Below are 15,944 nucleotides of genomic sequence, written 5' to 3' on the forward strand. Positions count from 1 at the left end.
CCTCATTAATTATGAAATATAATCATAGAATATACCAAATTTCCATTTATTTAAAAATATTTGTTGCAATTCAATTCAATCTTGTATTTGTCTCATGTGAAGACTTTATAGCTGTTGAACCCCCAAACAATCAATTGACTGGAAGCATTGTTTTTGAGGACCCAACAACAGTTAGAGCTGCATTATCCAGTGTGTATAGTGATCTAAGGGATAATTCTTTACTTACAGGAGGAACCTCTGGTCTTTCATATATCATGGGTCATTATGCTGACGAGTTAACATTTCATAATTCATATCAGATAGAAACAAAATCTTTTTATGAAAATGGTGTTCTACCCACAAATTCTATAATTTCAAGTTGGTGGAATAGTGCATTTAGTCTTATTTATTCTGCAAATTCTGTAATTGAAGGTGTTAGCAACTCCAAAACCTTAACAAGTACTGAAAAAAAAGAATTCCTTGGTGAAGCGTATTTTATAAGGGCTTATATTCATTTTCAGTTGGTCAATTTATATGGTAAAATTCCATATATCGACACAACTGATTACACTAAAAACAAAGGAGTTTCCAAATTAAGTGAACCAGAGGTATACACTAAAATTATCGCTGATTTGAACTTGTCCAAATCGCTGCTTAAAGAAACTAACACTACTTTAAATACTATTCCTAACAAATGGATTTGTACCGCCTTTTTAGCTCGAGTTCACCTTTATGCAAAAAATTGGGACTTGGCTTTAAAGGAAGCAACGGCCGTTTTATCTGCAAATACTTATGCACTTAACACAGACATTTCTAACGTATTTCTAAAGAACAGTCCAGAAACCCTCTGGCAATTAGACACAGGTAATAATGGCTCAAATACTGTGGAAGCACTCACATATATTTTTGTTTCAGGCCCTCCTCCCCATACCTCTTTGACGAATGATTTTATAGCCTCTTTTGAAGATGGAGATTCTCGTTTTGAACATTGGATTGGCAAGGTTTCAGATGGCACAAATGAATGGTATTACCCTTACAAGTATAAAATAAATTCAGCTTCTGGAGAGACTAAGGAATGTTCTATATTTATTAGACTACCTGAGTTATATTTTATTGCCGCTGAGGCAAACATTCATTTAAATCACCTTGTAAACGCTCAACATCAATTAAATATAATACGAAAGCGAGCAAATTTACCTTCACTAGATTCTACAGATCCTACCTTTTTACTAGAAGCCTTATACAAAGAAAAAAGAATAGAATTTTTTACAGAACAGGCACATCGTTGGTTTGACCTAAAAAGAACCAATCGCGCATTAGAAAAACTAAACTCTTTAAAACCAAATTATAAAGAGACAGAACAGATATTGCCTTTACCAGCATCCGAATTACTTCTTAATACTAACCTACTTCCGCAAAACGAAGGGTACTAAATCTCTAATGGTAATGAAGAACTCAAATTTAAAATTAGCAATTAACACCAAAGAGTTTTTAAGCTGTCCTTTGTTTTTTTTATTTATTTTGTTAGTCGCCTGCCCTATTTCAGGGCAGGCTTACAATAGGGTAAAAGATATCCAAGACCTGATTGCTATACGAACAAGTCCTAAGCGTATACTTTTTGAAATTGATGAAAATATTTTGGAACAAGATATGCTATTCCTTCTTAATGGAATTACATTTAAACATATTCAATGGATAAAAGAAGGTTCAAATATTTTGTTAATAGAGCCCGTAATTACATCATCATCTGGTGCTATAATTGTACCTGGAGATAAGAAAAAAATGGAACCCAAGATTATTGGTGTTTACCCAATTACAGATACAACATCCAAAGAAAAACATATAATAGATGTAACTTCTTTTTTTCGTAATGAAATACAAACGATTTCCAACCTATCTACTGTTAAATATACTTACTCGGATAATGAACTACTCATTCGTTTTAAAAATAGCACCACTGCTAATTCCCAAATGGAGCTATTAAAAACGTACTATTTCAGTTTTTCTTTATTGCCCAAACCTATGAAATCAAGGCTTCATGATCACAGATTGGGTTATGCTATTGAAAACGCGTATGATCCAATAAATCACTTTCATAAACCTGCAAAAGCTAATATAAGTAGGTGGCGATTGGTAAATAACAAAAGTAAAGAACTGATAAAACCAATTACCTTTTATTTAGATCCAAATATACCTGATTCCTTAAAAAGGTATGTGAAGGCAGCTGTTTCAGAATGGTTACCAGCATTTACCGCTGCAGGATTTAAAGGTGCAATTGAAATAAAAGAAACGGATAAAGAAAATACGGAATGGATAGCTCATTCTATAAATAGTTCATTAATTCGCTGGGACAGCAGTACTAACCAAAGAGGTGTTGATAAGACATTAGGATCAACGGCATACAATGTAATTGATTTTAGATCTGGGGAAATTTTAAAATCGACTGTGGTTATAGGTGCTGACATTGAGAATATTTCGGATGCTTATTTTATAAGGTGTGGTGCCTTGGATGCCCGAGCCTACACCTACCCTTTTCCAAAAGATCTCATTGGTAGATTGATTCAATCTATAGTTGCTCATGAACTGGGTCACGCCTTTGGTTTAAAAGATGGTAATTATGGAGAGTTTGCTTATCCGACTAAAAAAATCAGAGATACCACTTGGCTTCAAAAAATGAGTCATACCCCTAGTATTATGAATTATACTAGGTCAAATTATGTTGTTCAACCTTGGGATGGCATACCCACCAATTTATTACATCAGAGAGTAGGTCCTACAGATGAATATACCATCATATGGGGATATCAAAGGTTCAACTCAAAAGAAGAGGAACATGTCACTTTAAAAAGTATGATACAATTACAAGATTCTATACCGTGGTACCGTTTTTATATCTCTCAATATGACCGAATAGGACCAACTCATAGCAACGAAGTTTCTGACAGTGATGACCCTATACTCAGTTGTGAATTGGGTTTACAAAATATGCAAAGAGTTCTACTCTTGCTTCCAACGGTTGTAGAAAACTCTAATGATTCATCCCTTTATAATCGTATATACTCCAAAACCCTAATCTTTTGGAAAAACCAAATGTTACACAATAGCTCTTTAATAGGAGGGCTTAAATTAATACACCACACTCAAAACCTGGGTGAAAGTACATATAAACCTATTCCTTTAGATCCTCAGCGCAAGGCTATGGACTATTTAATTCGCAATGCGTTTGAAGCTCCTAATTGGCTTATACAACCTCATTTTATTGATAAAATCGAACACACAAGTTCTTCTAATAAGCTTGTACTTTATCAAATCGAAATATTAAAAGATTTGCTACATCCTTTAAAGCTCAACCGCCTGTCATATATGGAAAAAACAAAAGGATTTGAAATGATTTCAAAAGAATTATTAACTGAATTAAATAGAGGTATTTGGAATGAACTAACATCTACTAAGATTACAATTTCACCGGAAAGAATGGAATTGCAACGAGCATATATATCCCTAATTTCTTCCGCAATTAATAAGGAAAAGAAGTATACCTATAGTGAAGCAAATTCAAGATTATATCAATATTCTGAATATTCAACCTCTTTATTTTACTCAATTTTTAGAGAACTACTTTTAAAAATAGAAGATGGACTTGAAAGAACTTCTGATATCCTTGTTAAAGGGCATTTAGAATATAGCTTACAACAAATAAAGAATGCCTTACAGCTTACTAAAAATTAAAAAGAGGAAGCCTTTTTGGCTTCCTCTCGGGTGTTTTTCAACTAGTTCTTATACACAACCCTTGGACAGGTGGTATCGTTTGCATTGAACTTACCAAACGCTTGTTGTTTTCCGTTGGTACATACATTATTACCCGTAGGCAAACATTTGATAGGCTCTGACATACATGGTGCAGGGCTATCAATATATCCATTGATGGTACTTGCCTCATCCAGGTTTGAATTCACTGAAGTTGTAAATGCACTAGTTACAGCAAAAATAATTGCCAACACCGGTATCCATAATTTTAATTTTTTCGTTTCCATAATACGAATGATTTTAAGAATTAATGATCTACTCTATAATCAGGTTTTCGATCTTACTCCTGCTATTGGCCAATAGATTTTATTATCATTATAGTTTTAAAGCTAATACGTATCAAAAAATTGTGGTTTTAGTTCATATATAGATAGGCTATTCCCTACTAGTCCTACCAGGTAATTTTCATACACTTGAAGTTCTCTGAGACTCTCGTTTTCTATGTTATAGAAATAAAAACTAAAGTCATACGTTTTTTTTCTCCAGTTGTATACGTCAATAATTGATGCTTGTTTGAGCATTTTAGACTCTTCATACCTTCCCAGTCTATTAGAATTTATGAACATTAACTTGGGTGACAACGCGGCTAATTTATTTATAAAGAGTGGTGGAGCATTCATCTTTACTTCGCCATTATTGATAGGTTCAGATAAGCTGATATTTGCAGTTGCAACAGTATCAATAGTTGTATTTTTTTGGACCATTTGTAGGTTCTTATCTAGAATCAAATACTGATTACGATAATAGTAGACATAGCTTAAAACACTTAATTCTTTTTCTGTTACCATCATACCATCTACATCAAAAACACCATCTATTTGTCTCTCTAACAAATCAAAATTTAAGGTAACCTTTCCTTTTTTATTCCCAACCTTAGAATAAAGGCCCAAGATAGACGCCTTAGTCTCCAAGTGAATTGATTTTATATATAACCTATTAGAATCAATTGGAATAGCATTCATAAAGTAGACCTCGTCTTTCATCCACAAATGAGCATCCCAATTATTTATTTTTCCTCTATAAATACATGGAACGGAACCATCCATCACAAAAAAGTAAGGAGGAGATAGCTTTACGTTTACAGCATTAAAAGGTAAATCACTTTCATTAAGATTAATCATTATATGTGAGGTATCTCTAGTTTTAATATTTACTTCTAATAAGTGTAAAGGAGCAGTTGTATTTCCCAAGTACAATTTATTTTCAAAGTAACCTGCAAAATAATAAGAATTGTATCCAATAGGTACATCCTGTATTTTGTTTACAGGATGGTGAGGATACCTTCTTACAAAGGCATTATTTCTATGCATTCTATACTCCGACTTTAAAAATAAAAACGTCACGAAACCAATGCTTAAAAAAGCAATTAACGAAAGTTGTATTACAATCTTTTTTCTTGACATAGAACATTATTTTTATGGATATACTCATATGAATAAATACCACTAACGGCTAAAAGAATAAAGGCAACATTAAACAGAATATGCTCCTTCCATCCCAAAACTTCAAGAACGCCTCCACAAGAGCAAGGGATATAATCACTAAAATAAAGGGTTACTACTATATATGTAGTAAACATCACAAGAAGCGCATAACTTAAATAAAACGCGACTAAAACATACCGAGGAATTATAAAAAGTAAGGCGACCACACATTCGATTCCTGGGAGTACCCAAACTAACCATTCAGCATATGCGGATAATGTAGGTGATTGTCCAAGTTGAATTTCAAACTCAGAAAATTCAATCCATTTACTGGATGCAGCATAGACAAATAATATTATAAATAGAATTTGCCCACCACTCAGGATATAGCCATATGATTTCTGAAGCAAGGTCATAAACTTTAATTAGATTTGGTAAAGTTCTGGAATTCAATTTATTTTTAAAGGATGTTTCCTTGCTCAAATGGGATTACTTTAAAGCTTATTATCTTTTATGTTATGGTAATTTCTTAAGTCACTTGGCGTATAGTTAAACATTTTCTTAAACACTCTAGAGAAATGTGGCATACTTTTAAATCCAACGGCATAAGCTATAGACTTTATTGAATCGTCACTATATTGAATTAACATTTGTGCCTTGCGCAAACGTTCTTGTATTAAAAAACGATGTACTGTAATTCCATAAAGTGCCTTAAATCCATATTTCAATTTAAATTCATTGGTTCCCAATTCCAAGGCAAATTCTCTTAATGATGGGAATTCCATTTCGACATTGTTTACAATTCTATCATATCCAGTTCTTATTTTCCTTATATCCTCATAACTCAATTTTACTTTTTGTTTGAGATTATTCTTTTTTGAGTTAGGAAAATTTATAGCTTTATTATTTATTTTGCCTTTGAGGTTTAAATCCAGCTGTTCTTTATAACTGGAATGATGTATCACTGTTAATAATAGCCAATTCTCGGTTCCTTTTAAATTCTGAAATAAGGAAATATAAACCGTTTTGGGAATACTAAGTCCTTCTTTAGTTTTAAATTTTAATTGTGTAGATGTTTCAAATAAATTCTTCTCATAGAATTGCTTTATTACGGTATCCCATTTTAGCGCACTTTCATTTTCTAAGAATGATGTAAATGGTTTTCCTATAAAAGTATCATTTGAATACGACAAGATTCCAGAAGCATTTGCATTGACCATTTGAATAAGAGAAGTTTGATTCAAGACAAAGCTCATTTGAGCTATATCCAAAGGGATTTTGGATGAATTTAAAATCCTCTGATGGATATTTGCATTTTGCATTTCTTCTGCAAACATATTTAAAGTCATTATTAAAGCTTCAACTTCATCGTTATTTGAGGAACGTTCAATTCTATAATAAAAATTACCTACGGCCAATTCCAATAACATTTCATTGATAACATGTATCCTTTCTAGATTTTTTTCTTCCATATGAACTTCTTTAATGGACTTATACGCCCTTCTAAAAAGAGTTTGCTTATTTGGACTACAGTACTTTATACTTATTAAGAAATAACAAGGCTTCTTCTGTACTTTTAAATGATGCTGTGGGAACGGCTGAATTACTGGTTTTCAAGTAAAATTCAGACATCATTATAGATACAGGAGAATCTACAATAAGTGCAAGTGCACTTACTAGGATAGATCCTTCTCGAGCCATATAAACTCTTGCTGCTTTATCAATTGCTTTCACGTGCCTTATATCGCATAGTATTCCACGCTTCAAACCTGAGTGAAGAGAAAATTGATCTTTTATTACAATTTCAGCAGCTTGTAAATTTAGAATAACATTTTTGCGATAAGTGATATAAATGATATCGTCAATGAGTTCATAAGTTGCATATGTATTCCCAACTGTTACTAACATGATGTAATGAAAACTGGTTATTTCTGGTATACAATTTACAAAATTTAAATCAAGACAAATCCTTGTTAGTTTCCCAACCTTATCCAAAATGGATTTTCATTTACCTAAAAAGGAGTAAATATTAACTTTTAAGGAGTAAACAAACTAGATTCTTAAAAATTTCAGTAAAAGACAGTAAATTATATCCATAAAATTTCTAAAGATTATAATAATTATGAGAAATCTAATTCTTACTATGCTTCATCATATGAAGTGTAGTCACACAAGAATATCGTATGATGAAGGTTTACGACTTTTTTCAAGACAAGTATTAGTCCTTAGCATAACTCATTAAAATAAGAATTAGCTTTTTTAAGTATGGAATACCAAAAGTTAATATTAGATTTTGAAACAAAATTAGAATCATTGGAGTCTCGTTCTGATGATATTTTATACAAAGCAGAAAACGGGATTAGCAATGCAGAAAAATGTATAAAAATGTTACGAAAAAGAGTAGTTCAAAATGGTTTCAAAACGAAAACTGAAGAAATCAGCTTTTTTAAACATATTAAACCTCAAATATTTAGCCGCTTAATTTATTATGTTCGCTTATTCAATATTGAAAGTAAACGTCCTAGAAGTAGTTCTAAATTCCAAATAAAGTACCTCAATAATCATATTAATAAACTACAAATGTTTTTTAATGAAAATTTAGAGTTTTATCATTATTACCGCCGAGGTGCCACTATTCTAGACGAACAATATTTTGTAAGAGGAAAATCTGATCTAAGATTACCAACGGGCTCCTTTCACTTTTTTATTGATGACCAATTTTCCACAAGTCAAGACACAACTGTAGCTACGATAATGGCATACGATATGCTTATTGTATACCTACAGCAAGAAATTGAAAAACTTCAAGCTTTTAAAGACACAAAACCTAATACTATGAAAAATTCTTCTTCAACATTATTCTGGACAGGAAGCAAAACAGATTTAATAGAATTGATTTACGCCCTCCATAGCAGTGGTGTTATTAATAGTGGGACAGCAGATATAAAAAAATTAGCTTCTCCTTTAGAACAAATTTTCAATATTAACCTAGGTAACTATTACCATACGTTTATTGAAATCAGGGCACGTAAAACTAGTAAAACAAAATTTCTAGATAAACTCATTACTTCACTTCATAAACGATTAGACGATTCTGATTATTCATAAGAAAAGGGCTACCTAGTAAGTAGCCCTTTTTAGGGGAAAAGGTAACTAACTCAAATAAAACTCTAAATCCCTATTTCCTCAAACAATTCAATTAAGCTCTCATTGGAAGGCCTAGGAGCATCACGATCTATAATTTTACCTTGTGGATCTATTAAAATAAATCTTGGAATTCCGTTAATTAGGTATTCCTTTATAAACGTTGACTCAAAGTTATTATCAGCAATTAACTGAATCCCCTCCAATTCCTCTTCTTTCACCATTTTCTTCCACTTCTCGTAATTCTCTTCTTCATCAACCGATATACTTACAAATTCGACATTCTTATTATGATACTTTTTTTCTAATTCCTTTAAAAAAGGAATCTGTCTTATACATGGTCCACACCAAGTTGCCCATACATCGATATACACATATTTCCCTTTAAAATCGTCTAAAGAAACTTTTTTTCCATTTATGTCTGAATAATTATGAAACTTAGGAGATGTTTTTCCTTTTTGAATTTTTAATAATTTTGAGTACATTTCTGTAATTTCTCCTTCATTTTCTTTGTTCGTAGAAATTTTTAGAAACTTCTGGTAATAATCTTCTAACTCTTTTGCATAAGATATACCTTGCTTAACACTTTCAAAAACTAAGATATTTTTAATTCTTTGATTTGGAATAGTTTCAATCGATTTAAACAAAGAGTTGTTTCTACTGATAGAATCCTTTTTCCTTATTTCACTAGCTTTATCCATGTAGTGATCGGTAACAATTTCTTTATAAGCAGGTGCAAAAGTAAAATCAACAACACTATTATAATCAAAATCATTAAAGTCCTTTAAAAATTCATTAGAAACTTCGAACTCATCATTTTTGGTATAATAAGGGTGATAGCGAACGTATTTTTTTAAATTGCTTAAAAATATATAATTGATATTTCTTTTCTCTTTCTCTACAAATGATTGATTAAGGTTTTCTGATTTTTTTAAATTGATTTGCAAATCATTAGATAGCTCCTTTAATTTTAATTTAAAAGAGTCTTCATTTAATGTAAAAAGTTCTTCTTTTTTACTAAAATGATTATTAACAATTGAGTCTCTTTTGTTCATATATTCGCTTTCCAATCTCCCTTTACCTGTAATATGTAATGTATTTCTAAAGTTTTTTACATCAGCTACTAAATTTAAATCATACTCTTTTTCTAGGTAAAACTTGACTCTATTTCTATTACTATAAAGATGATAAATGCCTGGCTCAATATTTTTTAATGTATCTATAAACGTACCATCACTCTTCACTTCTATTTCTTTTTTTATCAAGGTGTTTGGATTGTATATATGCACTATTTTATCCTTGTCGTTTAATAATTCACCCGAAATTATAGCAAAATTTACTTTATTCATTTTCTTTTCTTGTTCATTACAGGACACCCCCAAAAGAAATGCAACAAGTATTACCAAAAATATTTTTTTCATAATGTTATCCTTCATTTTTTAAAATTAAATTACTTATCTCATACATCTGATTTTATAGAGATACTAAGTTTATTACAATTATTTTCTCAAACGTATCCCATCTAGACAGAATAAAGACGGGTATAACATATTATCTTCATTGTTAACATATGAAGAAGTCATTTTAAACAAAACTTTATCAACGCTACCTAGTTGAGTTAAATCAACCTTATACCAGTCATCTAAAATAACATTATGCTCAAGATTTAATGGGTTCGCTTTTGGCCTTACTCCCATATAGTAATTTATCTCTCCAGTCTTATTTCCTTGATTGTATCCTTCAATTATTAATTTGATAAAACCTTTATTTGTTGCATTGGCAGCTTCAACGGAATCCCTTTTTATTTCTTCAATAGAGGCACCTCTAGATCTGGCTATGTCCGCCGCAATTGAACCGGCTTTTACACGTTCTATCTTTTCATGGTTTTCTAGACTTAATAGCTTGCTATCCTCAGGTCCTGGTAGAAAGAATCTACCGTACCTATTCGTTGAAGTATTCGGAATTTTAATATTTCTCACCTTTTCTCCGTCAATAGTATTATGCAGCGTACTTTGATCCAGAGTGCCTGAATAAATGGTTCCATATTTTGATAAAAGATAATTATATGTTGTATTAGCAACTAAAATATGCTCTATAATACGTGGTTCTTTCAATGAAAAAAATGCATTTTCATTTTCTGTATTTCCTACTAAAAAATTACCAGTTCGATTTGGTGTATTGGTAAAAACACTAAACTCTGTTGAATCAATGGCCGCTTGTTTTTCAATCGGCGTTAAACTATTCGAACCAAAATCAGGGCTAAGACTCCATGGATAAGACCTCCAATTTTTGTTAGATATTGCAAAACCAGAAAACTCTCCATTACCAGTATCTATTGCATTAAAAATTAGCACTCCGCTTTCTTCACTTCCTACTTCAAACGGATTATTTCGTATTTCGAATGAGAAGCGGTTTAATTTAATATCGTTAAATGTTATATCTTTTGGATAAGGAACGGTAATTTCAATATCATCTTCACAAGACGACACCACAAATGTTATCGACATAAACCAAAATGTCTTTTTAAGTATATTGATCAATTTCATAATTTTTTCTAATTAATTTAAATCTGGATTTTGCTCCATTAAAACGTTACTAATAATTTCGGCATCTGGAATCGGCCAACATAATTTGTTCTCTAAAAAAGGGACATCTTTTTTTATGACTTCAATCCACCTTTTACCATTAGTTCTGAAACGGGCAGCTGCAAAAAACTCACTTCCGTTTTCTAGAAAGAGTTCAAAAAAGTATTCCTTAAAAATACTATCCATTAGTTCATCCCTATTAATTGGATTTACACTTGGTAAAGTAGGATTTGTTCTCTGCGCTCTCATTTCATTTATTGGAGCAATAGCTTCTTGAATTGAAGCCCCTGTCCTTGCAAGCAACTCTGCTTTCATTAGGAATAATTCAGGGTATCGAAAATAATAAGTTGCGTATTTTTCTTCTGAATTTTGTTGTCCCTCATACATTCCAAGTCGAGCTAATTTTTTCCAAGCCCAAAACCTTCTATCATCCCATGTTTCAGGAGCTCTAACATCTCCTGTAACTATATCCCATCTAGGGTCTTCTGTAAACCAATCAGCACCAAAATTCAATCCTGCATCAAGTGTTGCTCCTGTAGCTAAAGGAAGACTATTTCCTCTATAAACAATATAATAAGAATACCCTCTAGACGTATAAGCTCTACTACTATTATTCTCTAAATACATAGCAAAAAGATTTTCTTTAGAATCCCATGACTCTTTATATACATTTCCCATATCAGGTTCCATAGAGAAATTTGATGGTGAATTTTCCAATACTTCTTGAACAAGGTTCAAAGCTAAATTCAAATCTTGGTCACTATTATTATACCCAGAGCGATACAAAATAATTTTAGCTTTCAAAACTTTGGCAAACTCCTTTGATAAATGCCTAGGCGTCGTGAAATTTGGCAAGTTTTCAATAGCATAATCTAAATCTTCAAAAATTTTAATATAGCTTTCTCCCACACTTAACCGTGCTTTTTCTACATTACTTAAATTTACAACCTCATCTCTGTAAAGCAGACCATAAGGATCATCATCTCCTGACCACCAATGACCAAAATTCCATAGAATATTAGAATTAGTCCAAGCTCGCATACATTTGGCCTCAGCTATTAAAGCTTTCCTTGCCTGCTCATTAGGAATTGATTCACTAGGCAAGTTTTCAATTCCATCAATAGCAAAGTTCACGGCATTAATAGTTATATAGAAGTTTTCCCAAGCTTCAGTTATTTCTGTTGAAGCGTTGAGTTGAGAATACTGCATACTATAATTATTTTCATACCAGTTTACAAACCCTGATTTTGAAGCCAAAGAATTATACAATTTTCCTGCCCATGTATCTTTTTGAATAGTAGAATAAATACCCCCAATAGCTGCTTCAGCCTTATTAAAATCGGTAATAGCATTATTCTCATTTAATGAATAATGTGGTTCCTTTTCTAAAAAATCACTACAGGAGATTAAAAAGATAGAAAAGAGACATAAATGTAATTTGTATATATATTTTTTCATTTTGCTTGTTATTTTATAGTAAGTTTTACACCAAAATTGAATATCTGAGCGGATGGATAAGTCCCATAATCAACACCCATACCCGCACCTATAGAAGATGAAGACCAATTACCTTGTGGATCAAAGCCAGGGTACTTTGTAATCGTAAGTAAATTAGTGGCTTGAAAAGTAAGGTCAACACCTTTTAGAAGTGTCCCATTTAAATATTTTTGAGGTAATCTATAAGCAACATTTAAGGTACTCAATCGTAAATATGACGCATCATATAAATATAAATCAGAAAAATCAGAATTCTTTGCTAATCCATAATGCCCGATTCTTGGAAATTTCGCGTCATATGGTGAATTTAAAATTGCACTTTGATCTGCCACTAAATTGTTTTGATTGTACCTTCCTGTTCCTCTAATATCGGACTTTGGTAAATTCCATAATCTTTTATGCCCAAAAGCATAGTTAAAAGTTGTGTTGATCATAAATCCTTTATACTGATATGTTAATCCAAACCCACCAAATGCGGTTGGGGTGGATGACCCAAGGTTGACTCTATCCTCTTCATCTATTACACCATCTTTATTTTGATCTATATAATACATATCTCCGAGAGTTTCTTCTGAATCAGTATAGTATACCTTGTTACCCTCGTTGTCAACGCTTTGCAAAGCAATAGATTCCTCTGCGGTAACTAATAAACGACCTGCTGTTTTAAAACCATACCACTCACCTGTTATGTCACCTGGTTTCACTTTCATATAAATATTCCAATTACTAGGAAAATTTAGTTCTTCTGCGGTACCATTAATCTCTGTGATTTTATTTTTATTGGAAGCAATATTAAAATCAAATGTCAAGCGTGAGTCTTCTTTTTTTAGAATATCATATTTAATATCAAACTCAACTCCTCTATTCTCAACAGATGCCACGTTAGATGATATATCATTAAATGCACTACTCGGAGGTAGGGGTGAATCATAAATCAATTCACTACTATTTTTTTTATAGACACCAAAAGTTCCTCTAATCCGATCATTAAAAAGACCAAAATCAAGACCGATATCTGTCATTTTGGTTTGCTCCCATTGTAGATTAGGGTTTCCGATGGAATTGGGTACAATAGCTGGTAATTCATTATACTGTTTTGACCCTACACTTGTAATCCAATCGTAATTCCCTAGGTTTTGGGAACCCGTAAGACCCGTAGAAAATCTTAGCTTTAAATAAGAAAAAATATGTTCTATTTTTTCTTTTTTCATAAAATTCTCACCAGTAATCAACCAAGCTATAGCACCTGAAGGAAAAAAACCCCATCTCTGATCCGCACCAAAACGAGATGACCCATCTCTACGTACAGTTCCAGAAATAATATAACGATCATCAAATTTATAATGTAAACGTGCAAACTGAGATATCAATGAATTTTCACTTTTAGAATCACTTATGTAAGGTCGATTTGCGGCTGACCCAAAATTATTTAAAATTTCATCATCTGGAAAATTAGTTGCGCTTATATAGTAACTTTCAGAAATACTATTTTCCATAGAATAACCTGCTAATACTCTTAGATCATGTTTTTTTCTAAAAAGGTTTGCATAAGTAAGTGTGTTTTCCCATACATTAATTGAGCTCTTAGCATCATTAAAAGTTCGCTGTCCATTATAATTAAATACAGAACCTCTTCTTTTATATTCCAAAGATTCACTATTAGAATAATTATTAGTAAAAGATGATTTTAATTGAAGTTTATTTGTTAAATCAAGCTCAAAAAAACCGGTAGCACTTAGAGTCAATCCTTCTCCTTTGTTTGTATTTCTCAAAGTTGTATAAGGGTTTTCAGTATAAGGATCTTGAGTAAAGATTGTTCCATCTTCATTAAATGGTGGAATATCAGGTCTGATTTTGTTTAAAACTCCTAACATTCCATCTTTGTTATCCGTTTTACGAGTAGAAGCATTTAAATTTACACCGAACCTTAACTTATTACTCACCCTAGTGTCTAAATTTAATCTTCCTCCATAAAGAATACTTTTTCCTCCTTTTATAATACCCTCATTCTTTTTATGATTAAAAGACACAAAATAAGTAGTTGCTTCTGATCCTCCCCTCACTGATAAATCCTGCTGTAAAGTTAAAGGGTTAGTGGTCATTTCATCCTGCCAATTCGTATTACCAGGAAAATATGCTCCTTCTAATATTTTAAAATCACTTTTATCAAATTCACTTGTATTTAAATCATAAAAAGCTTGTCTATCAAGATAAGATCTTACAAAATAATCAAATCCCCCTTTGGTCATTGCTGATTCTCTAGCCGAGGCATCAGAAAACCTTACATAATCCGGGGTTTCCATATATTTAAAATCATTAAAATTTTGCTTTTGAAGCCCTACTCTATTAGAAATCTCAATAGTTGGATCCATTAAAGTACCGCCTTTTTTAGTAGTAACAATAACAACTCCGTTTGCTGCTCTAGATCCATAAACCGCAGTAGCAGAAGCATCTTTCAAAATATCTATACTTTGTACATCATTAAGATTAAGATTATATAAGGTATTTGCAATATCCCCTGAAGTTGATGCTGAATATTGGGGTACACCATCAATTACCCAAAGTGGTTGATTATTTCCTGATAACGAAGATGCACCTCTAATTACTACGCTAATAGGTGAAGTTGGAGAAGCAGACTGGATATTCACATTTACTCCTGATGATTTCCCTTGAAGTATACTCTGCACACTTGCTCCCATAGGAGCATAACCTATTTCCTTCTCACTTATTCTGGATACGGAGCCTGTTACATCTTTTACAGTAGAAGTACCATAACCTATAACAACTACTTCATCTAAGGCCGCTGGTGACGGTTCTAGTGCCACATTAATGTTACTTCTCTCCTTTACTTGAACTTCAAGAGATTTATATCCCATAAAACTAAATAGCAAAATTGGGTTAGTCTTAGAAGATGGTAAACGAATCTTATAATTACCATCAAAATCGCTCATTGTTCCTTTTGTTGTTCCTTTTACTATAATGTTAACTCCGGGTATTGGAATATTTTTTTCATCTACTACAGTCCCAGTAACAAATTCTTGTGATTGTGTACTAATATCCTTTTGATAATCAGTTCTCTTTATTTTCTTTTTTATGGCGATTATTTTTCCAGATGAAAAATCACATATAAAATTGCCATTTGCCAAAGTTTTTTCAAGTAGTTTATTAGCTCTGATAGTTCCTTTATTTAACTTAATCTTAGGATAATTATCAAATAAATCAGAACGATAGATAAAAGTATAATTCGTTTGATTTTTAATTATTTTAAACACTTCATTTACAGATACTACTTGATCTGTAGGAATTTTAATCCTTACATTTTGTGAAAACCCAATTTTAGAAGTAAAACTAAAAAGGGTTGTACAAAATAAGAAAATAAATGTTTTCATAATTAAAGTTAGAATCTTCCTTCTATGAAGAAAGAGAGTGTTAGTCAGTTTTTTTTTCATAAATTTGTTTTGAGTGGTTAAACTTTTGATTGCTTACTAATTAAGGGGATATAACGGCT

The 15,944-nt window shown here is 31.8% G+C and carries 12 protein-coding genes; 3 read left to right on the forward strand and 9 right to left on the reverse strand.

Annotated elements, in window-relative coordinates:
- Nucleotides 1-11: 11 nt before the first annotated feature.
- Both BFJ87_RS04645 and BFJ87_RS04650 read left to right on the forward strand, forming a co-directional pair.
- A complete protein-coding gene (locus tag BFJ87_RS04645; protein ID WP_077400635.1) occupies nt 12-1,412 on the forward strand; it encodes a RagB/SusD family nutrient uptake outer membrane protein in 1,401 nt (466 codons plus the stop codon).
- 13 nt (nt 1,413-1,425) lie between these two features.
- On the forward strand, nt 1,426-3,708 hold the full coding sequence (locus tag BFJ87_RS04650) for a zinc-dependent metalloprotease (protein WP_171974466.1): 2,283 nt from the start codon (nt 1,426-1,428) through the stop codon (nt 3,706-3,708).
- A 41-nt stretch (nt 3,709-3,749) separates the two neighbouring features.
- Here the strand turns inward: BFJ87_RS04650 and BFJ87_RS04655 are convergent, their stop codons facing one another.
- The 5 genes from BFJ87_RS04655 to BFJ87_RS04675 form a co-directional block, all read right to left on the reverse strand.
- A complete protein-coding gene (locus BFJ87_RS04655; protein WP_077400641.1) occupies nt 3,750-4,013 on the reverse strand; it encodes a DUF6520 family protein in 264 nt (87 codons plus the stop codon).
- Nucleotides 4,014-4,115: 102 nt separating this feature from the next.
- A complete protein-coding gene (locus BFJ87_RS04660) occupies nt 4,116-5,189 on the reverse strand; it encodes a hypothetical protein (protein ID WP_077400644.1) in 1,074 nt (357 codons plus the stop codon).
- Nucleotides 5,168-5,626: a MauE/DoxX family redox-associated membrane protein gene (locus BFJ87_RS04665; protein ID WP_077400647.1), complete on the reverse strand. Its 459-nt coding sequence runs from the start codon at nt 5,624-5,626 to the stop codon at nt 5,168-5,170. The genes BFJ87_RS04660 and BFJ87_RS04665 overlap by 22 nt, the downstream gene beginning before the upstream one ends.
- A gap of 78 nt (nt 5,627-5,704) precedes the next feature.
- Nucleotides 5,705-6,682: a helix-turn-helix domain-containing protein gene (locus BFJ87_RS04670; RefSeq protein ID WP_077400650.1), complete on the reverse strand. Its 978-nt coding sequence runs from the start codon at nt 6,680-6,682 to the stop codon at nt 5,705-5,707.
- A 55-nt stretch (nt 6,683-6,737) separates the two neighbouring features.
- Nucleotides 6,738-7,205 carry a DUF7793 family protein gene (locus BFJ87_RS04675; protein ID WP_139344207.1) on the reverse strand — a complete coding sequence of 156 codons (468 nt, stop codon included), beginning with the start codon at nt 7,203-7,205 and terminating at the stop codon, nt 6,738-6,740.
- A 270-nt stretch (nt 7,206-7,475) separates the two neighbouring features.
- On the opposite strand from BFJ87_RS04675, the gene BFJ87_RS04680 reads away from it, so the two are divergent.
- Complete coding sequence (locus tag BFJ87_RS04680) at nt 7,476-8,318, forward strand: RteC domain-containing protein (RefSeq protein ID WP_077400656.1); 843 nt, start codon at nt 7,476-7,478, stop codon at nt 8,316-8,318.
- Nucleotides 8,319-8,380: 62 nt separating this feature from the next.
- Here the strand turns inward: BFJ87_RS04680 and BFJ87_RS04685 are convergent, their stop codons facing one another.
- The 4 genes from BFJ87_RS04685 to BFJ87_RS04700 form a co-directional block, all read right to left on the reverse strand.
- The gene (locus tag BFJ87_RS04685) at nt 8,381-9,790 is read right to left on the reverse strand and encodes a TlpA family protein disulfide reductase (RefSeq protein ID WP_077400659.1); all 1,410 of its coding nucleotides are present in this window, start codon (nt 9,788-9,790) and stop codon (nt 8,381-8,383) included.
- A gap of 63 nt (nt 9,791-9,853) precedes the next feature.
- Nucleotides 9,854-10,900 carry a DUF4465 domain-containing protein gene (locus BFJ87_RS04690; RefSeq protein ID WP_077400661.1) on the reverse strand — a complete coding sequence of 349 codons (1,047 nt, stop codon included), beginning with the start codon at nt 10,898-10,900 and terminating at the stop codon, nt 9,854-9,856.
- A gap of 12 nt (nt 10,901-10,912) precedes the next feature.
- Nucleotides 10,913-12,397: a RagB/SusD family nutrient uptake outer membrane protein gene (locus BFJ87_RS04695; RefSeq protein ID WP_077400664.1), complete on the reverse strand. Its 1,485-nt coding sequence runs from the start codon at nt 12,395-12,397 to the stop codon at nt 10,913-10,915.
- A gap of 8 nt (nt 12,398-12,405) precedes the next feature.
- Nucleotides 12,406-15,885, reverse strand: coding sequence for a SusC/RagA family TonB-linked outer membrane protein (locus tag BFJ87_RS04700; protein ID WP_077400667.1), 3,480 nt, complete (start codon nt 15,883-15,885; stop codon nt 12,406-12,408).
- Nucleotides 15,886-15,944: the final 59 nt, after the last annotated feature.

The sequence above is a fragment of the Cellulophaga omnivescoria genome (assembly GCF_001999725.1).
GTDB lineage: Bacteria > Bacteroidota > Bacteroidia > Flavobacteriales > Flavobacteriaceae > Cellulophaga > Cellulophaga omnivescoria.